Source organism: Candidatus Zixiibacteriota bacterium (genome assembly GCA_021159005.1).
Classification (GTDB): domain Bacteria; phylum Zixibacteria; class MSB-5A5; order UBA10806; family 4484-95; genus JAGGSN01.
In genome coordinates this window covers 1-26,792 of record JAGGSN010000118.1, presented here as the reverse complement: position 1 = coordinate 26,792, position 26,792 = coordinate 1, and the positions used below count along the sequence as shown (strand labels likewise).

Below are 26,792 nucleotides of genomic sequence, written 5' to 3'. Positions count from 1 at the left end.
TGATACGCCCTCATTATAGTAAAGCAAATATATTCAATCCCGATTGGCGATAACTGTTTGATATATAAAAAGTAAAAAAATAATTGACATTGAGAGCTGAAAATAGTAAACTTAATAAATATATAAAAATTGTTTTAGCGCAATTGGGAAATAGCAATATTGATTATATGATATTGTCAAAATGCTATGTTGATTAACACTTACGGACTTATGGAACTATTATGAATATTTCAGAACTCAGCAGAGATGCCAAAGAAGCATTGATTACGGCTCAGGATATTGCGCTTTCCAAACGACATACTGAAGTTATGCCGGAACATTTCCTGTTAGCTGTTCTCAGGAAAAAATCAGGCGTAGTCGAATCGCTATTATCATATCTCGATAAAAACAGCGTTTTGCTCCAATCCATTGTTGAGATGGATATGGAAGGGTTTCCAAAATCGGAAACAGCCCGATTGAAACTGCCGCTTTCACCGCTCATTGAGGATATCGTAGCCAACGCCGACCTCGAAAGAGATAATTTTAAAGCGCCAAAAATCGGCTGTGAACATCTTCTTCTATCGTTGGTCGATTCGAGTTCAAGCATTTCCTCTGAATTAATCGAAAGAATGGATATAAGTAAGGGCGAACTATATCGGGCACTGGGTGAAATATCGGATGTTACCGAATCTACTGCTGTTGGCGGCGGGGATATAGTCTCTGTTGCTGCAACACACAGCTATTGCCGCGACTTAACAGCGCTGGCTAATGGCGGTAGGCTTGATGCCACAATTGGGGGCGATGATAAAATTATTGAATTAATGCAGATTCTCATCCGAAAGCATCGTTCAAACCCAATACTTGTTGGTCCTGATGGCACCGGAAAATCAGCGCTATTGCGCGGTTTGGTTCAGCGTATTTCCGATGGCACCGTTATTCCGGCGATGGCTGATAAAAAAGTCATCCAACTCGATATCGATGAAATTACTGCCAGCATTAAATATAAAGGCGAACTCGAAGAAAGATTCAGAACAGTATTAAGCGGCATCAAAAATACATCAAAAAATACTATCTTGATAATAGATGATGTCCATGAAATTCTAAAGCCATCATCCACTGGCGGACCATCCGAAATGGTCGGACCGCTGAAAGCTTATCTTAGCCGGGGTGAGGTAGCAGTTATTGCCGCCACCAATGAGGAAGATTTCACCAAGCATTTTTCATTAGATAAAGGCTTATCATCGCTATTCCAAAAAGTCAGCCTCGAGCCTCCAAATGTTGAGGAAACTAATAAAATCATCAATGGCATAAAAAACCTTTATGAGGACCACCACAAATTAACGATTTCTGATACTGCCATTATCGAATCTGTCCGGATGTCAAAGCGGTATCTCGGCGGTCAAACGCTTCCGCAGGTGGCAATCGATGTGCTTGATGAAGCCGCTTCGCAGTTTCGTCTTCTCGCGGATGATATGCAGTCGCGTCTTGAAAAAATTATCAAGGGACTTGAGGATGTTGCCAGCGATGGCTTCAAAAAATATTATGACGACCTGAGTTCAATCTTTGAAAACTGCAAATATAAATCCGAAATAGCTTCGCAAATTACACCCTTGCCCGAAAACCCGAAAGCGAATGTTGACTTAATCGAACCATCGAAAAAGCTATTGCAGCTGCTTTCAACTGTAAAAAAAGAAGTTGGTTCCGATGAAGTCTCCCATACTATATCCCGCTGGACCGGTATACCCTTAGCCAAGATGCGCGAGGATGAAGCCCAAAAAGTGCTCCAGATGGAAAAACATCTGTCCGAAAGAGTAGTAGGGCAGATGGATGCTATCAAGGCGGTATCGGATGCGGTTCGCAAGGCGCGCGCCGGTCTCAAAAAACCCAACCGACCAATTGGCGCTTTTATATTTTTGGGACCTACGGGAACCGGTAAAACAGAGTTGGCAAAAGCGATTGCCGAATTCCTCTTCGATGATGAGAAAAACATCGTCCGGATGGATATGTCGGAGTATATGGAAAAAATAAATGTCTCGAAACTCATCGGCGCCTCGCCCGGTTATGTCGGCTATGAGGAGGGCGGCATATTGACCGAATCGGTTATGCGTCAGCCGTACTCCGTAGTATTATTCGATGAAATCGAAAAGGCGCATCTCGATATTTTCAACATCCTGCTTCAGCTTCTCGATGATGGCAGGCTTACTGACGGCAAAAACAGAACGGTCGATTTTTCCAATACTATTGTAATTATGACCTCAAACTATGGCGGACCTCTGATTGTCGAAAAAGACCGAAAAGGCGAAACATTTACAACCGAAGAACTCCGGGAGATGATGCTTAAAAAGTTTAAACCCGAACTCATTAATAGAATTCAGGAAATTATAGTATTTCATACCCTAAGCAAAGAAACATTAGCCTATATTGTCGATATACAATTAAAAGAGATTAAAAAGCTGTTGTCTGATAAAAAAATCGAAATGAAGCTTACCGATGAAGCTAAAGATAAGCTTATCGAGGAGGGCTATGATTTTGAGATGGGGGCCAGACCGCTTCAAAGATTAATAGAAAGGGAAATTCTTTCAAAGTTATCAGTAAAGATGATTACAGGCGATGTGAAATCGGGCGATTGCTTCGAAATCGGAGTAAAGGATAATAAATTTTCAATTGATGTTATGCCCCTTTAGGATTAATTTAATCCACCGGCTAGCATAATATAAATATTGGAGGAAACATGGCGCAAAATAAACCGCATGTTGGCGCAGAGGAAATCAAACAGGATTCCGGTGCCATAGCTATGGATGGATTGCCAACCAACAAAACTTTGTATGTTGGCAAATTAAACAACGAAGACAGCGAAATTGAACCGAAAAAATGCAAAACTCTTAAAAATGTCTTTGAAACTTTCAAGCCGGAACAGGAAGTTAGTATCAACACAAGAGACGGCAGCGAGGAAACTATTAATCTGAAGTTTACGAAAATGGATGATTTTAGTCCTAAGAGTATCATGGCTCAATCCGAAACGCTCACTGAGGCTAATATGGATAAGGATATTCTTGACGACTTCGCCAAACAGCTAAATAAAAATATGGCGCTAAAAAAACTGCTTGCCGATCCCAATAAAAAGAAACTGTTTTTAGAGTTAATTGAAAAAAACCTTGAACTTCTTGGCGGTTCAATTGAATCATAAACTGGAAATTTATATTAAATATATTGTGGAGGAAATTTAATGGCTGAAGAAGAAAAAATGCAGCCTGCCGAAGAATCAAATAAAGCGGCTGAAACTCAACAAGCGGCAGGGGCAGCTGGCGATCCCGCGGCTCGGATTACTGAATTGGTTTCCGAATTTGAAAAAGTAAAATTGCCGCTAAAAAAGGTAGAAGGACTGTTCCCGCAGGTAAAAACCTCTTCCGGCGAAGCGATGGTTGGTTTGGCTATGCTAAATCCCAAAAAGAAAGACCAGCGGCATAAATTTTTAACCCGACCTCAATTTGAATCATCAAGAAAAATTATGACTCGCCGTCTCAAAATGTGGCATAAAATGCTGTCGAATTCGGAAGATGTCGGAGACCTTCGCAATACGGCAATATTAGAGGCTCAGAATCTTGAAGAAAATATTATTAGCAATATGACAACTATCTATGAAGAAATCAATCAGCTTGAAACTACATACAGAGGAATTCAGCAATTTTACTCCTGCAGTTCACCATCCGGCGACCCTGTTAATGTATTCTTCTCCAATGTTTCCAAAGAGGATTTAACCGACCCCGACTCCGATTCATTCAACGAACTTGCCAGCTTTGTTCAAAAACCGTTCAGAGCTTTCAGTCTTACAGATTGCTATTCGATTATGGTTGTCCCCGGTTTCCTTGAGGATATACCAAACATGGATAAGCTTGCCAAACTCGGCGAGGAAAACAAGGTTCATGTGTTCACGGATTTGCCAAATTACGAAACCTTTGAGGAAGCTCAGGATGAAATGAACGGTCCGGGTCTTGAGGGTTTGGCTGGCTCTACTCCCGAAAAAGCTCATATGTCGGTTGTTGCCAACTGGGTGCTGGGCAGACCTAAAAACCGCTATGAGGAGGAAGACCTATGGCTGCCGCCGTCATCCGTTCTTGCCGGTTTGGTTTATGCTCAGGATGAAAGGGTTGGCATGCAGCAGCCCAGCGCCGGCTACCAGTACGGTTCCGCTGATTCTGTGAAAGCATCGCGGTTTGAAGTTGACCGAGCGGTTGGCGCCAAAGAATTTTTAAACAAAGGCGTTATTCCATCTGTGCTATGGGATGCCAAAGTCAGATTCTTAGGCGATTGCTCATTATTTAAAGGCGAATCGTATGATGTTTATGCTACCAAACGAACTGCCGATTATATATCCAAAAATGTCTGCCATTATCTGAACAAGCAAACATTTAAACTGATAGATAATTCTCTTTTGGATAGAGTAAAAACCGATATTTTCAACTTTGTGCGCGCCAATTCTGGCAAAGGGAAATTAATCAGCGATTTCAAACTCGCGGTAACATCAACGCCCGAGCAAAGAGCTAAACATATTATCGATGTTAAGCTGAATATTACCCCATTTACTTCTGTCAGGCAGTTCGATGTTTATCTTACTGCCAAGCAGTCGGAAGATGGCGATTTCACAGAAACAGAAATGAGTTAAACCATATTTAAGGAGGTCTATTATGGCTCATGCACCCGATTTGTTTATCGAGGGCGAAAGAATCCCGAAAGTCAAAGCAGTTACCTACGAAGTTTATACATCCAAAGATGTAAGGGGTAAACCCTCAGATCAAGCCAGGCTGGCAAAAATAAAAGTTGTCAGAGAAGCTGATGGCACCAACACCCTTTTCCGCTGGGCATGCAAATCAACCACCGATAATTTCAAAGGCGGTGAAATTGTTTTCAAAAACCCTCAAGATGGTCAGGAAATGAAAAGATTAATCTGGACCGATGGTTTCCTAACAAGCTATAAGGAAATCTACCCTGATTTCGATCAGAGTAAATCGAACCAGATTTTTGAGGAATTTGAAATCTCCGCTCAGAAAGTTGAAGTTGGAGATGGCATGCTCGACGGCAATTGGGAAGACATCATGTAGGTGAAAACCGAATCGGGCGGTTATAATTTCCGCCCGATTTTTATTTGTATGGGATTAGCTGATGAAATCGGTTAAAGTTGAATTAAAAATCGATAATAAAGATGTACCGAGCCCCGTTGTCGAATCTATTGATCTGCATCAGGTGCTCGGTAATCATCATGAATTTACACTTGAGCTTCGACGCCGGCATGAACTCGAACAAATTTACGGAAGCTCATTAGAGGAAAATGCCAGCGCTTGGCTTTCCAAAACTATAAGCATTAAATTTACTGCCGCGGATAAGTCTGATGATGATGCCGATGAAGTTAGATTTATCGGAATTATTTCTGCCGTTAATTTCTCAAGCAGCGTGGATAGCCTTGGTAATATTATTATTAAAGGCTACAGCCCGACTATAATGATGGATATCAATAAAATGTATCGAACCTGGCTGGATTTATCATCAGGCGATATTATTAATAGCCTTGTTGCCGATGAAAATCTGCCCAACTCCAATGTTACTGCTTCCGGCGGTACAACTCATCCGGGCTTGCTTGCTTATGGAGATACTCCATATCAAATGCTTAATTATATTGCGGTCTTAGAGGGCTGGTGGGCATATTATGACGGCCTTAACTTCAATGTGGTTGAAGACCTTCCCGATGAAAGTATCGAATTAAAGGCAAATAACCTCGAAAAATTTACTGTAGAACTTGATACTACAAGATTAAAAAGTATTGACAGCAGCGCCTTTGATTACATTAAGGGAAGCTTGCTTCAGGCAAGCAGTCCCAATCCTGCGCAATCTTCTTTGCCGCTGGGAAAAATCGCCGGCGAATCAGAGAAATTATCTAAATCTCAGGAAAAGATAGTAATGCCTCATAATCCCATCTCCCAGCAAGACATCGACCAGAAAGTGCAAAAAGCGCTTAAGCAGTCGTATGCTAAACTTGTTAAATCTAATGGCAAAACATCACACTTAGGCTTGCATTCAGGGAAATGTCTGAAAGTAAAGTGGGTTCCAAAGGCAAAAGTTACCGAATCACGCGGCGAAGAAGGATTTGATGGTTTATATCTTCTTACCCGTGTTAAACATCACTACAAAGACGGCAAATATGATTGCGAATTCAATTGCGTCGCTCGCGACCTTGCCTGTCCATACTGCACGGTAAACCAACTCCCGGCTCATTTAACCGAACAGGCTTGGGTTGTCGATATTGATGACCCCGAAGGTAAAAAACTCGGCCGGGCTAAAGTGTGCTTCCCTTGGGATATTCAAGGGGCGGAAAATGTTGAGTCGCCATTTATAAGGGTATGTCAGCCGCAGGCGGGTTCGGATGACAACGGTTCTCACGGTAATTGGCTGATGCCCGAATTAGGCGACAACGTGATGGTTGCGATACGCGGCCGCCATTTGGAAAACGCTTTTATTTTGGGTTCGGTTTATGAGGGTTCACAGCCTCCCAAGGATGATGTCTATCACAACGAGAATATGGTAAAAGCCATATATACCAAATCCGGCAATGAAATAATGATCAAAGATGACAAGGATGCCGAACAGATTGCTATCAAAACCAAAGGCGATTCCTGCTCGATGATTATGGATGCCTCTAAGGATGCCGAAAAATATTCGGTTGCGGTTAAAACCGATGGCGCCAAATTGGTTTTAGATGGCAAAGGCGGCAGCGAAAAAATCAGCATGGAAACCAAAGGGTCGTCATGCACTATTTCGCTGGATGCTTCAAAAAAAGCGATTACTATTGAAGCGGGAACTGCCCTTACGCTAAAAGCCGATAAAATTAATATCGAGGCTGGTAAAGAGCTAAATATGAAATCAAACGGCAAATTAGTCCAGAAAGCAGCAGCTGCCATGGATATAAATGCCAGTGGAAACGTTGTTGTAAAAGGAGCTGTCATACAGCTTAATTAATGATAACAACTAACGGCCAGTATTACTTGAAATGGAAGATATTTATTTAAAGTTGCCCTTACAGTTTAATGGCGACAGATTTAAAACAGCGTCTATTCAAGATTCAGTTGTAAAAATTGTCTCAATCGTTATATCAACACCTAAAGGTTCATCTGTTTGCGATAAAAATTTCGGCACAGCTCAAATGGACCCAAGCAAAGTATTGGTAGAAGTTGGCGCAATAAAAGAAGATTTATCAAAAACAATCAGAGCTGCCTTAGAGCAAAGCGAACCGCGCCTTGATAATATCTCGGTTAAAGTGCATGGAGGCGTAAAATCGGCAGCCTCAGGCACGAAGCCCCTAAAAATTGAAATCAATGCGACGCTTGCCGCTACCGGCAAGAAATTTAAACTTGAGAAAACTCTGAAGGAGGATTACTATCGAGCGCCATTTCCAGGGAGAATGGGTTGAGGATTTAACCCAGGAGGAAATCCTCGAGCGGATGTTTAATGACGCCCGCCGTATATGGCCTGATTTCTCCACCTCTGCCCAGCAAATGGATCCAGTGATCCATATGATGTTTAAGGCTATGTCTAATCGCCTTAAAGAAATCAATGACGGCATTAGCAATATCTCCGAGATAATTATCAGAGACCTTGCTTGCCGAATATTCTTTGATGGCTTACTGCATCCTATACCATCATCAACTATATTGAAATATACAACCGGTGCAAGTCAAACTACTATTGACCAGTCGACAGAGGCATGTTGGACAAATACCACTGTGAAGCCCAGCGTTACGTTTTATCTTTCACCGGCCGAATCGAAAACATTGCTGCCGATTGAGGCGGTTGCGGCTCTATCAAAAAATGCTGACGGCGCTCATGTGCTCTGGACCGACCCGCAATGGTCGGGGAAAAACCATCTTCTTGTCGATTTCGATACGGCAAGCGTTGAATCTAATGTCGATGAAAAAGATTGTGTTTACATTGCCCTCAAACTTAATGGCGATGATATAAAATTCCCAGCCTCCGATTTGTTTATACTATCATCCCCCGAACTGCTTGGCATTTTAAGATGGGGTCGATGGAGGTTTACAACTGAAAGCGGTATTTTCAGCAAACCCGAGTTTACAGTCCGGGAAAACTTGAAGAATATCGAAAGCAAAAAAGTAAATCCGGAAATCTCGCTTTGGGGTCATAACTATTTCCCTCATGAGCATATTGAAGAATATAGCGATTGTTTTTTCGATATCCCCAAGGGCGCAGTCGGCGCGCCGCCGCTCGAATTGCGGCAATCATTCTCAGGTCAGGAGGATACATTCTGGGATGATTTTGAACCGCTGTACTGGATTAAAATAGATTCCGATATGAGAATAACTTCCGACCTTATTAATACCTTTGAACTGGCGGCGACGAATTGCTTAGTGGCTATTAACTCTCATTTTCAGAAACAAAACTTCTTCTATCACGGACCCGGAGCCATGTCGTTTCAGCTTCAATCTCCGGCCAAGGAAATATATGAGATAATAAGCATCGCAGATAACCGCGGCCGTCAATACTCTAATGTTTATGGAGCCGCTGCCGAGGTTGATGCCGGATGCAGATATTTGCCCAGAATCAATCAAGACCAATTGCAGATGCTGATTATTCCGCCGGAAGGAAAAACAGATCCCGACCGCTTCTCGGTTGAGTTTAAAACATCAGCAGGGCAAGCCGCCAATGGTATCGCCGCCGGAAATATCGATTCGCTGTATAATCCCCATCCGGGAATAGAAACCGTGATTAACCTTACTGCTACGAAAGGCGGGGTTAATGCCAGAACTTTCGATGATATGATAGCCGCTTTTCCTCATGTATTAAGGTCGCACAATCGGGCTATAACGTCATCCGATTATGAATCCCTTACGGTCACGTTTGACAATAGAGTCAAATCGGCCAAAGCCGCACTTGGTTCAACTATCAGAAACGGTGTTGTGTTCAGATGTGTAAGCATTGAGGTAAATGTAGGCGGCCATAAATTTGAACCGGCAGAGGAAAGCAAGCTGTTTTTGACAAGATTGCAAAAATTTTTGGAAGCGAGAAGTCCGATGGGAACAGTTGTTAAAGCGGTATTTTTAAGGTGAACGACTCTTTTACACCATTTGCGATGCCTGATTTTAAATCGCGTCCGGAAGCTAAGTCCAAATCTTTAAAAGACGCTTATATATATTTGCGAAAAAATGGCGTTCCCGATAAAGATATTTTTGTTTATCCGTTGGGAGAATTTAGCAGGTTCAAGGGTGATATCATGAACCAATACCCTGATCCCGGCGAAATTGTATCATCGGAAAGCAATATTATATTGGCGGTCAACAGGATGAGTATCTGCGACCTTATGCCGGATCTTTTTACCGATAACCGCCAAAGGTCAAGTATTGATGATTTCTTTGCCGAAAACTTTAGCAGTCAAACAGGCGCAAGGATGCTCTTCTCAATATTTGACAGCGCTTGTTTAAAAATGCTTTGCCGTTTGGAATGGATTAGGGATATTTATGCCGGTTTATACTTATCCGAAAATTTTATAAACTATTTCAGTTCTTTTTTGTCGCTGCCGGAAAAAGAAAACGACCATATAAATCCGGAAATTATCGGTTTCGTTTTGCCAAAGCTATATCAATTTATGGGCACTGAAAGCGCCTTAAAAGTATATATTGAATCTGTTTTAGGACTTAAATGCAGCGTTTCATTTAATAATCTTCAAACCAAAGATTTGCCCGAAAATCTGCCGAGCAGGCTGATGTCCAACTGTATTCTTGGCAAAAAAATGTATCTTGGCAAACAATATAAAAACCCTAATCCGATATTATCTATCACTCTTAAAGTTAAAGACATGAAACAAATAAAAGAAATCATCCCCGGCGGTAAAAAACATCAACTTCTTATAACTATAATCAAGTTATGCTTGCCGGGTTATGCTGAGGAATATAAAGTGCATATCCAGCCTGATTCCGACGAGATTCTATTCATCCCCGGTGAAGCATATCTGGGATACAGCGCCAAATTGTAGGTCGTGTTCCGACCGGCGAGAGAAAACCGACATTTTTACCGGGATACAGCGCCAAACTGAGTAATAATAAATAATGAAAAAAATTGACAACATAATTGTAGGTCGGGTTCCGACCAGCGGGGAGAAACCCGACATTTTTGCTGGTAATAATAAATAATGAAAATAATTGACAAATATTTCAACTTAAACTATCCTTCATAATCGCAAATATTGGGAGGATTGATAATCCTGAAAACAATGGTGAATAAATGGATGATCTGAATAAATCAAAAAGGTTTCTTTCTGTCAATTGGGAAGATGGCATGCTGGTTAACGCATCCCATCTTATAGACCAGGAAAGATATTTCGAATCGCTAAACCACTGGACTATTAAACATAGCATTCAGCATTTTGGATTGACTCCAGCTTCTGCCGATGAAGATTCCTCCTTAGAAATAAGGGTTGATTTTAACGGACAGGATTGGGTGGTGGTTCTTTCGAGATGTATGGGATTGACAGCAAGCGGCAAGTTAATACAAATAGACGAGCAGTTTGAAAATAATTTGGTATCTTCACCTATACAGACAGCCGGCAGCGATGGAATCCCGGTGTATGTATGGGCGAAAAATACAAAAATAGGCGTCGGGATGCCCTCTGATGATGATGAACCAACAAGACAACCGTATCGCGGTTTTGAATATAATTTAATCACCGGCAACCTGTTGAATATCGATCCCGCCGATTGCCTTAAAATAGGCGAAATCTATTTCGAGGATGAAAGGCCAGACCTTCATGCTGATTTTATTCCACCATGCACTACAATTGGCGCTCATCCGTTGCTTGCCGAGCAATGCCGCCGCTTGTCCGGCTTGATGCTGCTTGCCCAGCAGGAAGCGGCTAAAGGTTATCAGTCATTTATCTCGGTGATGCAGGACAAGCCCGGTAAATTCGGTATCGACCACAAACAGTTCCAGGATATGCTGGCTAACATATCGCTAAATCTGGGCGGCAAGCTTAAAGTTCATCCCGACCCTGATTTGCCTGCGCCGCCGTATAATCTCATCTCGTTTTATCAGCAAATTTTTGGCACTGTAGAGGCCATGCTTGCAACATATCGGGATGCGGCAATTACATTGAAGAAAAAGTATGAAGGAGATAAAATCCTAAATCGTTTCCTCGAGGGAGCCAAGGAATTTACCAGCGCCGGATACAACCATCACGCTTTAGGTCAGCTAACTTCCAAGCTTGTTTTGCTTATGACGGATTTTGTGGAGTTTATAGGTCTGGTGAGAAAGCTTGCCGGAGCGCTTACAGAAATCGGTAAAATCCTGTCATATCGCAATAGGGAATACAACCTGCAGCCATTCAGGGAAATTGCCAGCGACATTGAACGGGATGGAGTAACCATCAAAATTGATGGTTTTGAAAGCATGGTTTCAAGGGATGTGTTAATCAGCCTGAATCGGGAGTTGCTGGGAGGCGTTGACTATAGATATATTATGGTGAAAATTGGTTTAAATGATAATAATATTCCCGGACGGATGGACCCTGTTTATATCGATGCGGAAGGCTCGCCGGGCAATCTTTTGCTGAAACCGATGGATGATATGGCAGACCCGTCAATCAATACTATAAACTTAAATGTCAGAGGGAATTTCAACCCGCAGGATTTAAAAGATATTAAAGCGGAAATGGTAAATGTTTACATTTATTAATGGAGCGGCAATTGGCAGAATATGAACGACATAAAGCGATAAATATCCTATTCAATTATGTTAAGGAATACGAGACCGGACGCAAGTTTGATGTTGATGAGTTCATTAACTATTTTGAAAACGTCCTTTCGCATCTCAAATTGGTGCGCGACCAAAATAATCTTGATATAATAAAGGGCGTAGATGACAGCCTTCTCTTCGAATTCGATAAGGTGGCGTTTAACTCGCCGCAGGGCGGAACAGATTTACGGTACATCACCTCGCATCTTCTGGCGACTATGTTTCCTATCCTGATACCGATGGCGGCGCAATACCAGGAAGCATACAGATTTTGCCTGAAGCTGCGGAAGAAAAGATCCGATATCGATTATTTGGAACTTGAACTGGCAGTTCATCTGCTTGACCGCAGCTTGTTAAAGCGCTGTGAAGAATTGAGATTCTATTTTCTAACAAAAATCGCCGAACTCCAAAACCTTAACAATGATCCTAATGTTCTCGAAGATCCGGCGTATCAAATCCTTGATAAGTTGGAAACAATTCAGCATTCGCAGCTGTTTTTAGCCTTGCGGCGACGGCATCTCAATAAAGGTTCAAACCAGTTGATGCAAGACAAGCAATCACCCGAATATAAGCTTTCGGAGTACAAAGTTTTCGCTAAAATGGCTGATTCCAACCCGATATATCGCGACATCCTTTTCGAAATGAAGTATCTGAAAACCAAGATTCCTTTCTGGGGACGGTTCAAACAGCTTTTCTTTGCCATCTTTCGTTTTGTTATGGGAATATTTCGCGCTCCCCGGTATGTCCTGTTTGTGATTACTAAAAGCCGCGGTAATTTCGTTTATTTTGTTTTTGCTTTTTTAGCATTGATTGTATTCTTAGTCGCTGTTTTTCAGGTGATGGGGAAATATCAGGATAAAAAGTTTGTCGAGTTTAAAAAGAGAATTGAAGAAGTTAAACAGCGTTAGTCTGATTTGAGAAAAAAATATGAGTATATTAAAAATATTTAAAAGTGCCGCCAAATTAAAGAAAAAAGTCGACCTTCCCGCAGGCAAAGGAAAGGAAGTCGACAAATCGATTTTCCGGATAGGCGTGTATGGTCATAAAGGCGTTGGCAAAACCGTATTTTTCACCATAGTATATGCTTTCAGCAAAAAGTCCCCCAAATTCGAGATAATGGCGCTCGGTGAAACTCAAGAAATCTTGGAAGAAAAATTCAATCTGATGCGCGGTAAAGGCATTGATCTTGAAACAGGGAAAAACATTTCTGCAAGGCGATTCCCGCCGCTTTCCACTGGCGAACAAAAATTAAATTTCGAGATTAGGGTTGGTAAAAATAAAATCGTCCCGGTAAACACCATAGACTATTCCGGTGAGTTGGTTTATATCGACAGCCGCGGCGATGACAAACAGGAATTGGTAGAATACTTTAAAGATTGCGAATGCGTATTCTTCTTTATCGACCCGGAGGCGATTAAAAACGAAGGCGAACGGTCAAATAGAATCGCTTCTTTTACCGATTTAATAGACCAGTTATCGAGCGTTGAGAAGAAGTTGAAAATTCCGATTGGACTCGTTATATCCAAAGCGGATGAGATGCCGGGCTTTAAATCAGCCGAGCAATCTATGCTGATTGGTAAAGGCGCCGGTTTTATACGGGCTATGAATTTCGCCGGCTTTTTAAGAGGCGTGCTAAAACAACGAAACATCACCAGCCGACCCGATTGGAAAGGCGAAGTGGAAAAAATGCTCAATCGCTTGGAGTCGTTTTTCAAACCGCTAATCACCCGCACGCTCGATTATCAGGTGTTCTTTATATCATCCACCGGCAATGCTCCCGAAACTATCACCGACGAGGATGGCGATAAAGTCAAAGTGCCGCCGGAAGACCTCCGGCCTCTTGGCATAAGCAGTCCCTTGCAATGGGCGATATCCAGAATCGCCGCCTACAGACGGGCTATTGTTTATAAAAGTATCCTTAAATGGACAGCCCTGATAATATTATTGATCGTTGATATTGTCGCCTTTGGTCATATCTATAACCATGTGAAAACCAGGTCTCTATTCAGAGAAATCAGCCAGTATACAGGCACAGCTTCAGTTATAAACAGGAGCACGGGAAACGCCTATAAAAGATACAGCAATCTATTCATAGTGAGAAACTTTTTCAGCGAGTTCAGTGAAATAGCTCTGGAGCAATCCAAACTTTATTTAAACAGAGGTTCATCCCAAGCAAAAAGCGAATTAAACCGCAGGATAAGTCAAATTCTTTCGTCCTTAGACGGCAAGATTCAGACACTATCAACCTTAGGTGCTGATACAGCCAAGTATAACGCCTCTCTGAGCGAAATAGAAGCCGACCTTAATTTAGCCGACAGCTTGGCAGATTCCTTAAATAACGCCGGAGATAAAGATAGAACAAAAGCCAAAATCGCTGAAAAGCGCGAAGGGATTAAAAGAGCGCCTTCTGTAGCGGAAGTATCTCAAACCCAGGGATTAGTCAATGAGTACAAGAAGCTGAGAAAAGAATTCTATGACAATTTGGCTCGTCAGGATTTCGATTATCTGCTGGGCGATACTCCCGATCGTTTTCCGGCCAAGCTTCTCGAGTTTAAGAAAACTCTTGATGATAATCCGGATAACCCTAAGATGAAAAGATATTCTAACAAGATACAAAAATACATAAACGGTGTTTCGAGGATTCAGCGCGGTATTAAAATTCCTTTTACTGTTACCGGCGCTTCGGGCGGCGAGCATGGCTATACTGTTTCGTTTGATAATGCTCCCGGATTTCCTCAGGGTTTTATCGATGATTTAGATAACGATAAGACTATCCGCGTGCCTGTTGCTGGTGATGAAAATGTCGCCATTATTTTGTATCAGGGCGATGTAAACAGGGAAAGCTACAGTTTCAAGCCGGGTTATTTCATCTTGAGTATGGATGGCGAACAAATACCTTTTGCCCGCGAGGGTGTTGATATCCGGTTTAAATTCGAGTTGTCGGAATTTTATTCTCTCTTCAAGGATAAGCTTGATTGAGTTTTAACGTTTCTAAAAACATAATCATAGAGAACATGGTTTACGGAGCCTTTTCGTACAGCCGTAGAGGTCAGCAGGTAGTCGGTAAAACATCGGGTATTTCACCCGAAGCCCAGCAGGAGATTGTAGAATTTTGCAATAGCTGGGGCGATTGCCGTAATCTGAAATTTAAAAGATCATTAAACCAGTTTCCGCTTAAAAACAAATCAGCAAATAATAAAAAACTAATAGCCGTAGTTAAGGTCATTAATTCTGGAAAAGACCAGATTGGCAGAGAGGGCGCTCTTGTCAGGCATGCGCTGATACTATCCGAGGATGATTACAGGTATCTGGAGTTCAATCCTTTCATGCTAGAATCGCAGGGAACATTCCTGACTGCCTGGACAAGGAAAAGCAATTGCCAGACCATATTTCTCGATAAGAGTTCCATACCGCCGTCAGATCTGTCTGAAATACCGCGGGTATATTATGATTCGATGTTTGAATATCTTCACACAATACTTTCGGGCGGGGAGATATATTATATATCGAACAACCATGTCCGCACTGCCGAGGAAATAATTTACTATCTGTTAAAGCTGCTGCCTCTTGAGATAAAGTCAAAGATTGCTATGACAACTTTCGCTTTTAAAAAAAATCTTGATTATAGCATAGGCTGTTATTACAGAAGGTCCAGCATCCCGGATGATCCGCTAAAAATAAAATTCGACATGATAGGGGATAGGCAAAAAGAAATTGGGGATTATCTGAGAGCTATATTTGACAATTTGAAACGAGAAAAATTCGGACGCGTTATAAAAACGCTAAGCGAGCCTCTGCCTTTTACAAAATAATCCCAGATTTTACAGTTAATATTTTTACAATAAACCTGCGCTTGATATACACCAGCGCTAAGGGGCATCCGCCTCAGACAGATACGCTCTTAGGTTGTTGGCAAAGCAATAACTCAAGTATTAAAATAATATACTCACTGCGCGTAGGGGCGTATTGCATACGCCCTCTTTGTTTGCTATAATAAACCTCAACTCAAAATCCGGGAGTGTATTTCGCGGCTGGTGTATGTCTTCGTGTACCAACTATTTTTATGCTGCCGAAAGTAACTTCCGACAGTTATGACAGAAGAGTAAATGTTATGGTTTGTAAACTATGCAAGCTAACCTATCCTACTGACATTTCAACAATATCATAGTAAGGTCATCAAGCTGATTCGATGCCGATTTATATTTTTGCACCGCCTCCACAACCTTATTAATTATAGCCCGAGAGCTTTCGTCTTTCGATTCTATAATTATATTTTTCAACCGGTCTGTTCCGAATTCCTCATCATTGTAATTTTGCGCTTCGGTAACACCGTCAGTATAAAACAAAAGCATATCGCCGTTGTTGATATAAACAGGCCGTTCTTCATAAACCGAGTTTCCAAACATGCCGATAGCCAGTCCGCCTTCGGTAAGTTCGATTATTTTCCCATCCGATTTGAATAATAACGGCGGATTATGGCCGGCATTGGAGAACGTAAAAACCCTGTTCTTAGAATCAAGAACACCATAAACGGCAGTAACATAATTTTCCCGTTCAATCGATTCATACAGCAATGAATTTACTTTGGCAAATATCGTTCTGATAGCATAGTTGTTTCTTATTTCGGCTATAAGCGAGGCTCTGAACGCCGCCATAATCAGCGCTGCGCCGATGCCCTTACCGGAAACATCGCCAATTGCGATGCCTATCTGGTTTTTGACAATATCAATGAAATCATAATAATCGCCGCCAACCGCCTCCGAGGGGATATTTACACCGGCAATATCAAAGCCGCGTATTACCGGGTCTTTCTCAGGTAGGAAAGTTTGCTGGATGCGTCTGGCAATCGCAAGTTTCTCCTCAAGCGCTTTTTGCTCCATAGCCTGCTCATACAATATCGCTCGCTCGATAGAAACAGCCGCCTGACTGGCGAATGTTTCCAAAAGATTAAGGTCGGAGTCGGTATAGGCGTTAAGCAGGTCTGATTCAACATTGAATATCCCGATCACTTTATCTCTTGATATAAGCGGTACGGCAATCTCGCTTTTAGTTTCAGGTCGCATCTGGATATACTGCTTGTTTTTTGAGACATCGTTTAGTACCAGTGATTGCCCGGTCTTGGCGACCCAGCCGCAAATCCCCTGACCTATTTTTAGTGACAGCTTGGGTTTAAACTCCTCCGGTACGCCTTGAGAAACTATTTCATTGATTGAGCCGTCCTCATCAACAATATATATAGTAGCCACATCAACACTTACCAGATGGCTGACTTGATAGACAATCAGTTCAAGAAGGTTTTTTAGCTCAAGAGCTCCCGACATCAGCTTGCCCACCTCATAGAGACTGCGTGCTTCTGCCGATTTTCTTTGCGCCCGGCTGATGAGTTTTGCGTTTGTAATGGCTAAGGCTATCTGCTCGCCAAGGGCATCCATTATTTCCAGATCGTTTGTGTTGAAATCATGCCCCTCTTTTTTATTAAATACCTCGATGACTCCTATAAATGTCTCTTCGCGAATGATAGGAGCTGCCATAAGATTATGTGTAGAAATATTAAGCTTGCGGTCCACCATCTCTTTTAGATGCTCGGTTGGAGATAACTTATTGATTATCAAAGGTGTTTTCTTGTCTATTACCATAGAAAAAGCACCTTTATCAATAGCGGCTGAATCCAATTGGGAGACTGTGTTTTCAATACATGTATATATATAAAGCTCGGGCTTTTTATTTTCAGTGCCTTCAATGAAAATTGCGGAGGCTTCAGCATCAAGATATTCAGCTAAAATATTCAGGATATTTTTCAGCAAAGCTTCCAGTTCAAGATTATGATTAAGGATATGCGATGCTTCTATAAGCAGATGTTCCACCGACCGTTTGCCGGCATTATTTAGCGAGGAGTCAATCGGCTGTTTATCATGTTCCGGTAAATTTTCACTCATGACCTGAATATAACGCTTTCTTTCTCAAACATACGGTGAGTTATAAATATAGCAAATGCCGCATATATTGATGTCGAAAAGAATACAATAAACACATGCAGCCATTCAATAGTGCCTATCAGCGATTCCTTGATTACAAGACAGATATTAACTATAGGCACAAACGCCAATTGTAAATTCAATTCGATGCCTGGAATAAATGACACTAACGATGGCAGGATAACAATAATCATCAAAGGAGATGTGTAGCTTTGCGCCTCCTTGAAACTTTTAGCGAAAATCGCAATCGACATCAACAATGCCGAAAACAGGCAGGCGGCTGGCAGCATCATAAGCAGGATAACGAATATCATCTGAAAAGTAATATCAAACCCGACATTTTCAGCCATAGGACCGGCAGACATGATGCCAAATGACATAGTTGCAGACATGCTTGATATCGCTAAAATTGTCGAGACAAGCGAAGTTGTCAGAATAGTTAAAAACTTGCCAGTCGCCAATTGCCAGCGAGGAATAGGGCTGACTAAGATTGTTTCCAGCGTGCCGCGCTCTTTTTCGCCGGCGGTTAAATCTATCGCGGTATACATAGCGCCTATCATGCTCAGCATTATAATTACATACGGCAGAAACATCGAAAGCATAAAAGCGCCCATTTTTTCCTCGCCGATATTGTTATTCATTATCAGGAATGGCTTAATAATTTGCGGGTCTATCTTGTATTCCGCAAGCCGCTTATCTACAATATTGGTGCGGTATTCACGGGCAAAATCGCGAAGCTTAGCGGCGGCAAAATCAGACTTTGACTCTGTCCCGTTGTAAACAATTGTCAGGGATGCCGAATCCATCGCCTCAGTGTTCTCGGCAAAATCCTCCGGTATGACCAGCGCCGCCCTGATTATCTTATCGTTGATAGCTTGTTCTATCGAATCAACCTCGACTATCTCGACTTTCGATGAGCTGTCGATAATGGCGTAAAGCTCCGGCGCAAAGTTTTTACCGATTACCGTTACTTTATGAGTTTCCTCTGTCGATTTTTTCACCATACTAGCCGCAAACGAGGAAAAGCCTAAAGTCAGCAGGGGAAATAATAAAATCGGCACAATGATCATCGATATAATTGTGCGCTTGTCTCTGATGGTATCCAAAAGCTCTTTTTTATAGATAATCTTGATATTATTCATAAGTGTTTCCAACAAGTTTCACAAAGGCGTCATCCATATCGACACAGGCTGTTGCCGCTTTCAATTCGGATGGTGTTCCCACTGCCGCTATTCTGCCTTTATCTATAATCCCGATGCGGTCGCAAAGCTTTTCCGCCTCATGCATGATATGAGTTGAAAATATAATCGTTTTAGAGCGCGCCTTTTCCGTACTGACAAACTCGATAACCGCCCGGCTGGAGATAACATCCAAACCGGCAGTAGGCTCATCGAGGATAATCACATCCGGGTCATGTATCATTGTTCTGGCGATTGACACTTTCTGCTTGGTTCCCGATGACAGCTTATCACAACGAGTGTTGGCAAATTCGGTCATGCTCAGTATTTCCATAAGCTCATTCGCCCGCTTCTTGACACTGTTTTCATCAAGCCCGTAGAGCCTGCCGAAATATTTAATCATCTCGGCGGCTGTCAGACGGCCATACAGTCCGGTTGTGCCGGTAAGAAAACCTAACCGCGCTTTAGCTTTCTCAGGCTCGGCAGCTACATTAATATTGCAGATATAGCAAGTGCCGGAATTTGGCCTCAAAAGCCCCGCAAGAAGCCGCAGAGTAGTGGTTTTACCCGCGCCGTTTAGCCCTAAAAGTCCGAATATCTCGCCGGGATGCACTTCGAAAGAGACTTTATTGACTGCGACAATTTCACCGCGCTTTTTATCGGTGAATATCTTTTTCAATTCATGTGCTTTTATCATGGTTTTGAGTATATGCTATTTGGGCGCGATAGTCAATGTAAAGCGTGCTGTTGGTGTGATTGGCGTTTTATCCCTCAAGATGGAGTCCGCCTCAGGAGGACGACATCCTGAGGGGATGCAGCGCTTCGTGGTTGGTGTACGTCCCCGTGAACCAACATTAATTCGGTGTTGCCAGCATAGTAGGTCAATCCGCCTGAGGCGGATTTGCGGTTTTGACTATTACGGCGATGGCATTCCGCCGCGTTAGATTTCATACCGTATTTGTTTTGCTATTCCGGTGTTGTCAGAAGTTACTTCTGACAACCGGGTAATTATATCATTGACCAAGCGGGCAAAAACTACTATATATTTAGCAGGATAGAAATAGGGAATAGGATTTATTTCGTTAGTCGAAAACCGATACACATTTCTGTCAATATCAGTCGCAAGAGGTTTTTAATGGAAGTAATTGAAAATATCAATGATGAGGTAGCTAAAGCTGTTTCATATTATTGGAATACTCGGAAAATTCAGTATGGTAGGTCGGGTTCTGACCCGCCGCGGCGGGGAAAAACCCGACATTATAACTATATGTATTAATTGTGCTGCGTGCAGGTCAATCCGCCTGAGTCGGACACCTCTTCACCGTAAAACCTTACAGAAAATCCGAAATTTATAGCTGATATATGTCCTAAAAGCGCCAACATAAAAATCACGCCAAACTGCCGCTTATTTATACAAAACATTGACAGGATGGATTCAATTGATATATATTACAGCCCTGAAAACATGTGAGGTTGTTTAATCGTCAATCCGGCGTTAATAACAGGAGCGAAAAATGTTTGAAAAAATTCTCATCGCAAACCGCGGTGAGATTGCCCTTAGAATAATCAGGACCTGCAAGGAGCTTGGTATCCGAACGGTGGCTGTTTACTCGGAGGCAGACAGCGATTCACTGCACGTGCGTTTTGCGGATGAAGATGTCTGTATCGGTCCCAGCTCGCCGACAGAGAGTTATCTCGATGCCAAAAGGGTTATTGCGGCGGCTGAGGTTACAAACGCCGATGCTATTCATCCCGGCTACGGCTTTTTAGCCGAAAACGCCGATTTCGCTGAAGTTTGCCAGTCGTGCAACCTAACATTTATTGGTCCCTCGCCGGAGGTAATCCAGCTTCTTGGCAATAAAGCATTAGCTAAAAAAACTATGGAGAGTGCCGGTGTGCCAGTAGTTCCCGGTTCGGATGGCGTAATTAATGACTACAATGAAGCTGTTGAGATAGTTAAAACGATAAATTATCCCATTATAATCAAAGCCTCGGCGGGCGGCGGGGGACGCGGAATGCGGATGGTTACCAAGCCTGATGAATTAAAAAATGCGCTTGAAATGGCTCGCGCTGAGGCAAATATTGCTTTTGGCAACCCGGATGTTTATATCGAAAAATTTATCAGCAACCCGCGCCATGTGGAAATACAGATAATGGCGGATAAATATGGCAATGTAATTCATCTTGGCGACCGCGACTGCACTATTCAACGGCGTCATCAAAAACTGATTGAGGAGTCGCCCTCAATTGCTATTACTGATGAATTGCGTAATAAAATGTGTATAGCGGCTATTAAAGGAGTAAAGGAAGCGGGCTACACAAGCGCCGGCACTGTCGAATTCCTTGTCGATAGCGATAAAAACTTCTATTTCATGGAAGTAAATACCAGGATACAGGTAGAGCATACTATTACTGAAGCGGTTACTAATATCGACCTGATTAAGGAACAGATTAGCATTGCCGCTGGCAACCGGCTGTCTTATACTCAAGAAGATGTTAAATTCTCCGGCCATGCTATAGAATGCCGTATAAATGCCGAGAATACCTCCCGTAATTTTATGCCTGTGCCCGGCAATATCAGAACATTTCATACGCCCGGCGGCTTGGGAGTCAGAGTCGATACTCACGCTTATGCCGGCTATGATATGCCGCCATTCTATGATTCGTTGATAGCCAAGCTTATAGTCCACGGCAAAGACAGAACCGAGGCGATGCTTAGAATGAGACGCGCTCTCGATGAGTTTATTATCGAGGGAATTCCTACACCGATTGATTTCTATAAGGATATTTTTGAAGATAAGATTTTCATTTTTGGAAATTACGATACTTCTTATGTGGATAAATTTATAAATGGTTCCCCAAAAAAGGAAACATCCAAAGGCGAGGAGGTAATTTGATACCCGAGGATTTATTATATACCAAGGAACATGAATGGATTAAGCTTGATGGAGATATTGCTGCTGTCGGCATTACTGATTATGCCCAGGGCGAACTTGGCGATGTTGTTTTCGTAGAATTGCCGAGTGTCGGCAGTAAAATCGAATTTATGCAGCCTTTCGGCACGATTGAAGCTGTTAAGGCTGTATCAGATTTGTTTGCGCCATTGACCGGTGAAGTTACAGAAGTCAATGATTTGCTCGAAAACGACGCCGGTATTGCGAATTCTGATCCGTATGGCGATGGCTGGATGATAAAAGTTAAGGTTGAAAACAAAGACGAACTCAACCAACTTCTTGATGCTGCGGCCTATAAGGAGTTTATTGGACAGAGTTGATGAGTTACATACCTAATACACAGACCGAACTTGACCAGATGCTTAAAAGCATCGGTTTTTCAAGTTTCGAGGATTTAATAAAAAATATACCGGCATCGATAAGATATAATCATAATCTTAACATTCCAAAACCGCTTTCTGAATATGAACTCATCAATCACTTAACCGAACTGTCCGAAAAAAACAAACGATATCTATCCGTATTCGCCGGCGCCGGCGCCTACGACCACTATGTGCCGGCAATTATAAACAGCTTGATATCGCGCTCGGAGTTTTTAACTGCATATACACCGTACCAACCAGAGGCTGCTCAGGGAACTCTCCAGGCAATATATGAATTTCAGTCTATGGTCAGCAATTTGACCGGCCTGCCGGTAACTAACGCCTCAATGTATGACGGCGCCAGCGCATTAGCCGAGGCTATTCTGTTAGCGGCCAGGCATACCGGACGAAAAGAAACGTTGGTAGCCGCCACTGTTAATCCCAATTATATTGAAACTGTAAAAACATATCTGACGGGAACAGATATTAAGCTGATTACTATTCCCTTTGCCGAGGGTCTCGTTGATTATGAATTCCTGCGCAATAAACTTAGCGATAATACCGCCGCCTTTGTTGTCCAAAACCCTAATTTCCTTGGCTTGATTGAAAATATCGATGAGGCTGCCAGTGATATTAAAAACTGCGGAGCTTTGCTGATTGAATCCTATGATCCAATCTCGCTGGGGATTTTAAAATCGCCTGCCGAATTGGGCGCAGATATCGCTGTCGCGGAAGGACAACCGCTTGGCCTACCGCTGTCTTATGGCGGACCTTATCTTGGGTTATTCTCCGTCAGGAAGGAACTTATCCGCAAAATGCCGGGACGGCTGGTTGCAAAAACTACCGATGCTAACGGCAAAACAGGCTATGTGTTAACCCTTCAAACACGAGAACAACATATAAGACGCGAAAAAGCCACCTCTAATATTTGCACAAATCAGCAATTGTGCGCTTTGGCTTCGGCTATTTATATGGCTGTTACAGGCAAGGCGGGCATAAAAAGGACTGCCGAATTATGCCTGATAAACGCTCATTACGCCGCTGAGAAAATAGGTGAATTGCCGGGATTCAAACTCCAATTTGCCGCGCCTTTCTTCAAAGAATTCGTTGTTCAGACTCCTATACAACCCAAGAAAATTATTAAGAACCTCGGCAAATATAATATACTCGCCGGACTTGACTTAAACAGCTATAAAATAGGTTTGAAAGGTTGCCTGATGATTGCTGCAACTGAAAAAATTACATTTAAGCAAATTGATGAACTTGTATTTCGCTTATCAAAGGTGAAGTGATGCTATATTGTCCTAAATGCGGCGCGGAATATCCTTTGGGGAATACCAGATGCTCTGATTGTGATTGCGAACTAATCGAAAAGCCGCCAGATAAAAAGGAAGATTACAACTTTGACAGTAAAATAGTTTTGCTCTGCCAGACTAACGATATAGTTAGCGCCGGAATGCTGGAAGAAGCGTTAAAAGAAAAGAACATACCCTGTCTTGCTAAATCGCGTATGGGAACATTTTCTGGCTATATGCCTTTAGACAGAGTGATGAAAGGCATAAAAATTTTCGTTCCCGAATCAGCTTTAAAAAAAGCAGTTGAAATCGCCGAAACAATAATACCTGATTTTGAGAGGCCTGATGAAAATAATTAAACTTGCGGTATATATAGTTCTTGCCGGGATAATGTTTTTTGCCTGCGATTCACCGCGTAAAGCGCCGGAAAAAATCGAGTTTATAAATAATTTTACAGCGGCTAAAGAAATCGCTTCAAAAAATAAGCAGCCGATGGTCGTTGAATTTTATACTAAAAACTGCCCCTGGAGCAAAATGCTTGATGATTCTACCTATACTAATAGTATCGTTATCAAGATGTCCTTAGATATGGTGTTCGTTAAAATAAATGTCGAAAAAGACTCGCTTTTGGCTAAGAATTTTGGCGTGTCGTTTTACCCGACAATAATATTATTTCTGTCAAATGGTGCTGAGGTTGATCGTCTGGTGGGATATTATCCGCCCTGTGATTTTTTCAATGAAATCCAACTCTACCTTCAGGGCAGCGAAACGCTTGAGGATTACCTCGTCCGTCTGGCTGATGAACCCGATAAAATCGAGTACCATCTGATTGTGGCTGAAAAATACCGTAATCGTTCAGACTGGGATTTGGCAATAGAATATTATTCCCATGTTGTCAGGCTAAGCCCTGAGGACAATTTTAACGTTGAAAACGCAACGCTTGAAATTGCCGGAATATATGCCGAGAAAAAGGAATATTCTAAAGCGATTGAAAGTTATAATGATTTTATTAGCCGCTTCCCCGATTCCGATAAAATTGAGGATGCTATACGAAGAATCCCATACTGCTATAAAAAGAAGGGTGATGATAAAAAAGCGATGGAGCTTTTTGAAAAATACTTATATGATTACCCGAACGGCAAGTATGCTGAATGGGTTGCCAATAGAATAGAAGAGCTTCAAAAAGTTCTCAAGGAAGGGATATAAACATTGTCGGATAAACTATTAGCAGAGATGTCAACTACGGGCAGAACCGGCTTCTCGCTGCCGGAACTTCCGGATAATTATAAAGGGCCTGAATCAATCTTGCCGCTTTCGATTCTTCGCGAGGAGGCGCCAAATTTGCCTGAGCTGTCCGAACCGGAAGTTGTCCGTCATTTTACGGCGCTTTCGATTAAAAACCATCATATAGATAAAGGTATGTATCCGCTTGGTTCATGCACTATGAAATATAATCCCCGTGTCAATGAGCTAACCGCTAATCTGCCGGGCTTTACTTCGGCTCACCCCTTATGTCCGGTTGATAATGTGCAGGGCGAGCTTGAACTGTTGTATGAACTGAAGAATCTATTAGCGGCTATTTCCGGAATGGATAGCGTAACTCTTCAGCCGGCGGCGGGCGCTCATGGCGAATTTACCGCTCTTTTGATGATGCGGGCATATCATGAGAAAAATAAAGACTCTCGAAAGAATATCATTATTCCCGATTCCGCTCATGGCACCAATCCGGCATCTGTAATGCTGGCAGGCTTTAATGTTATCAAAGCGCCATCGAATGATAAGGGATTAGTGGATGTTGACAAATTAGCCGCAGTCTGCGACCGTGATACAGCTGGTTTTATGCTGACCAATCCCAACACGCTTGGCTTATTTGAGACTGAAATCGAAAAAATAGCCGCTGTTGTGCATGATTGCGGCGGATTGCTCTATATGGATGGCGCCAATCTGAACGCTTTACTGGGATTGGTGCGTCCCGGCGATATGGATTTCGATATAGTCCATTTTAATATGCATAAAACTTTCAGCGCTCCTCATGGCGGCGGCGGCCCCGGCGGCGGCGCGCTTGGTATTAAGTCGCGTTTAGAGCCATTTATGCCAGCACCGGTTATCAGCAGAAAAACTGATAAAAAGGGCGGCTTATCTTATTACCTTGATAATAATCGCCCGGACACCATAGGACGCGTGCATGGCTTTTATGGCAACACGGCTGTGGCAATCCGCGCATATACATATATTCGTAAACTCGGCGCTGAGGGATTAAGGCAAACAGCCGAGGCGGCTATTATCAATGCCAATTATTTGCGAGAGAATCTTAAGGATGATTACATCCTGCCGTTTAATACCGAAAGCATGCACGAGTTTGTCCTTTCCGGCGACAAACAGCTTAAGCACGGCGTCAAAACTTATGATATCGCCAAGAGAATTCTCGATTTTGGCATGCATGCTCCGACAGTTTATTTCCCGCTTATCGTTCATGAGGCGATGATGATAGAGCCTACCGAAACCGAAAGCCGGCAATCGCTGGATTATTTTATCGAGGTGATGAAGCGGATTGCCAAAGAGGCGAGGGAGAATCCGGAGATAGTCAAATCGGCTCCCTCGACAACGCCGGTTGGCCGTCTCAATGAAGCATTAGCGGCAAGAAACCTCGATGTCTGCTGGTAGGAATTTTCACTAACATTGAATTGTACGTAGGGGCGTATTGCATACGCCCTCTTTTAAAACGTGCTGTCAGAAGTTGCTTCTGACAGATTCCTCATTGTGGTTGGTGTACGTCCTCGTGCACCAACTTCTGCTCGACATTCAATTGACTGCAATCTGATCAAAATTCTCTTGACATTTCCACATTGATTTGCTTTATTACTATTACAATAGAATAATTGCTAAAGATATTATCACCTGAGGATTGAGCGTAATCAAGTGCTTATAATTTATCTTGGGTAAAAGGCTGGGATTGTTGTTATATGAAAAAAGAAATCATAAGAAATTGGCTGTTGGTCACCTTGTTTATCGGAATATTATTTACAAATGGTTATTCCGATGAAAACAGTTGGTCGACAAACGGTCCTTATGGCTCAAGCGTTAAAACAATAGCCATTCATCCTTTCGATAATCAAATCATATATATAGGCACAGTTGAAAACGGCATTTATAAGACAACGAATGGCGGCGAAAGCTGGAACCACCTTGATAACGGAAATATATTCTCTTGCATGCGCGTTATTGCAATACATCCTTTTGCGCCCGATACCATTTATAT

Annotated in this window: 24 protein-coding genes; 20 read left to right on the top strand and 4 right to left on the bottom strand. The window is 42.4% G+C overall.

From position 1 onward, the window contains the following. Positions 1-221: 221 nt before the first annotated feature. The 12 genes from J7K40_07725 (at position 222) to J7K40_07670 (ending at position 15,581) form a co-directional block, all read left to right on the top strand. Positions 222-2,663 (top strand): AAA family ATPase, encoded by a 2,442-nt coding sequence (locus tag J7K40_07725; protein ID MCD6162287.1) that lies wholly within the window; start codon positions 222-224, stop codon positions 2,661-2,663. A gap of 47 nt (positions 2,664-2,710) precedes the next feature. Then, entirely contained in the window at positions 2,711-3,166 is a 456-nt protein-coding gene (locus tag J7K40_07720; GenBank protein ID MCD6162286.1) for a type VI secretion system contractile sheath small subunit, read from the top strand. Between the two features lie 39 nt (positions 3,167-3,205). Continuing rightward, complete coding sequence (locus J7K40_07715; GenBank protein MCD6162285.1) at positions 3,206-4,642, top strand: hypothetical protein; 1,437 nt, start codon at positions 3,206-3,208, stop codon at positions 4,640-4,642. A gap of 22 nt (positions 4,643-4,664) precedes the next feature. Then, positions 4,665-5,078 carry a hypothetical protein gene (locus tag J7K40_07710; protein MCD6162284.1) on the top strand — a complete coding sequence of 138 codons (414 nt, stop codon included), beginning with the start codon at positions 4,665-4,667 and terminating at the stop codon, positions 5,076-5,078. A 61-nt stretch (positions 5,079-5,139) separates the two neighbouring features. Further along, entirely contained in the window at positions 5,140-6,987 is a 1,848-nt protein-coding gene (locus J7K40_07705; GenBank protein MCD6162283.1) for a hypothetical protein, read from the top strand. A gap of 31 nt (positions 6,988-7,018) precedes the next feature. Continuing rightward, positions 7,019-7,438, top strand: a complete 420-nt coding sequence (locus tag J7K40_07700; protein ID MCD6162282.1) for a GPW/gp25 family protein — start codon at positions 7,019-7,021, stop codon at positions 7,436-7,438. A 31-nt stretch (positions 7,439-7,469) separates the two neighbouring features. Next, the gene (locus tag J7K40_07695; protein MCD6162281.1) at positions 7,470-9,092 is read left to right on the top strand and encodes a hypothetical protein; all 1,623 of its coding nucleotides are present in this window, start codon (positions 7,470-7,472) and stop codon (positions 9,090-9,092) included. Between the two features lie 23 nt (positions 9,093-9,115). Beyond that, positions 9,116-10,015 (top strand): PASTA domain-containing protein, encoded by a 900-nt coding sequence (locus J7K40_07690; protein ID MCD6162280.1) that lies wholly within the window; start codon positions 9,116-9,118, stop codon positions 10,013-10,015. Between the two features lie 248 nt (positions 10,016-10,263). Next, entirely contained in the window at positions 10,264-11,709 is a 1,446-nt protein-coding gene (locus J7K40_07685; protein MCD6162279.1) for a hypothetical protein, read from the top strand. Between the two features lie 11 nt (positions 11,710-11,720). Continuing rightward, positions 11,721-12,677, top strand: coding sequence for a hypothetical protein (locus J7K40_07680; GenBank protein MCD6162278.1), 957 nt, complete (start codon positions 11,721-11,723; stop codon positions 12,675-12,677). Positions 12,678-12,696: 19 nt separating this feature from the next. Next, positions 12,697-14,748: a hypothetical protein gene (locus J7K40_07675; protein ID MCD6162277.1), complete on the top strand. Its 2,052-nt coding sequence runs from the start codon at positions 12,697-12,699 to the stop codon at positions 14,746-14,748. Continuing rightward, entirely contained in the window at positions 14,745-15,581 is an 837-nt protein-coding gene (locus J7K40_07670; GenBank protein MCD6162276.1) for a hypothetical protein, read from the top strand. The genes J7K40_07675 and J7K40_07670 overlap by 4 nt, the downstream gene beginning before the upstream one ends. A 330-nt stretch (positions 15,582-15,911) precedes the next feature. Here the strand turns inward: J7K40_07670 and J7K40_07665 are convergent, their stop codons facing one another. The 4 genes from J7K40_07665 to J7K40_07650 form a co-directional block, all read right to left on the bottom strand. Next, positions 15,912-17,705 carry a SpoIIE family protein phosphatase gene (locus tag J7K40_07665; protein MCD6162275.1) on the bottom strand — a complete coding sequence of 598 codons (1,794 nt, stop codon included), beginning with the start codon at positions 17,703-17,705 and terminating at the stop codon, positions 15,912-15,914. Beyond that, positions 17,702-18,886, bottom strand: coding sequence for an ABC transporter permease (locus J7K40_07660; GenBank protein MCD6162274.1), 1,185 nt, complete (start codon positions 18,884-18,886; stop codon positions 17,702-17,704). The genes J7K40_07665 and J7K40_07660 overlap by 4 nt, the downstream gene beginning before the upstream one ends. Further along, positions 18,879-19,619, bottom strand: a complete 741-nt coding sequence (locus J7K40_07655) for an ATP-binding cassette domain-containing protein (protein ID MCD6162273.1) — start codon at positions 19,617-19,619, stop codon at positions 18,879-18,881. The genes J7K40_07660 and J7K40_07655 overlap by 8 nt, the downstream gene beginning before the upstream one ends. 243 nt (positions 19,620-19,862) lie before the next feature. Further along, positions 19,863-20,024 carry a hypothetical protein gene (locus J7K40_07650; protein ID MCD6162272.1) on the bottom strand — a complete coding sequence of 54 codons (162 nt, stop codon included), beginning with the start codon at positions 20,022-20,024 and terminating at the stop codon, positions 19,863-19,865. 33 nt (positions 20,025-20,057) lie between these two features. Here J7K40_07650 and J7K40_07645 point away from each other — a divergent pair, with 33 nt between their 5' ends. From J7K40_07645 to J7K40_07610, 8 genes are all read left to right on the top strand, one after another. After that, a complete protein-coding gene (locus J7K40_07645; protein ID MCD6162271.1) occupies positions 20,058-20,198 on the top strand; it encodes a hypothetical protein in 141 nt (46 codons plus the stop codon). A gap of 238 nt (positions 20,199-20,436) precedes the next feature. After that, a complete protein-coding gene (accC, locus tag J7K40_07640; GenBank protein ID MCD6162270.1) occupies positions 20,437-21,819 on the top strand; it encodes an acetyl-CoA carboxylase biotin carboxylase subunit in 1,383 nt (460 codons plus the stop codon). Then, a complete protein-coding gene (gene gcvH, locus J7K40_07635; protein MCD6162269.1) occupies positions 21,816-22,196 on the top strand; it encodes a glycine cleavage system protein GcvH in 381 nt (126 codons plus the stop codon). Before accC ends, gcvH begins: the two co-directional genes overlap by 4 nt. Next, a complete protein-coding gene (gene gcvPA / locus J7K40_07630) occupies positions 22,196-23,530 on the top strand; it encodes an aminomethyl-transferring glycine dehydrogenase subunit GcvPA (GenBank protein ID MCD6162268.1) in 1,335 nt (444 codons plus the stop codon). The genes gcvH and gcvPA overlap by 1 nt, the downstream gene beginning before the upstream one ends. Beyond that, the gene (locus tag J7K40_07625; protein MCD6162267.1) at positions 23,530-23,892 is read left to right on the top strand and encodes a DUF2007 domain-containing protein; all 363 of its coding nucleotides are present in this window, start codon (positions 23,530-23,532) and stop codon (positions 23,890-23,892) included. Before gcvPA ends, J7K40_07625 begins: the two co-directional genes overlap by 1 nt. Further along, positions 23,879-24,739 carry a tetratricopeptide repeat protein gene (locus tag J7K40_07620; GenBank protein MCD6162266.1) on the top strand — a complete coding sequence of 287 codons (861 nt, stop codon included), beginning with the start codon at positions 23,879-23,881 and terminating at the stop codon, positions 24,737-24,739. The genes J7K40_07625 and J7K40_07620 overlap by 14 nt, the downstream gene beginning before the upstream one ends. A gap of 3 nt (positions 24,740-24,742) precedes the next feature. Continuing rightward, positions 24,743-26,197 (top strand): aminomethyl-transferring glycine dehydrogenase subunit GcvPB, encoded by a 1,455-nt coding sequence (gcvPB, locus tag J7K40_07615; protein ID MCD6162265.1) that lies wholly within the window; start codon positions 24,743-24,745, stop codon positions 26,195-26,197. 299 nt (positions 26,198-26,496) lie between these two features. Continuing rightward, the coding region (locus tag J7K40_07610) for a hypothetical protein (GenBank protein ID MCD6162264.1) at positions 26,497-26,792 on the top strand (296 nt) is incomplete at its 3' end.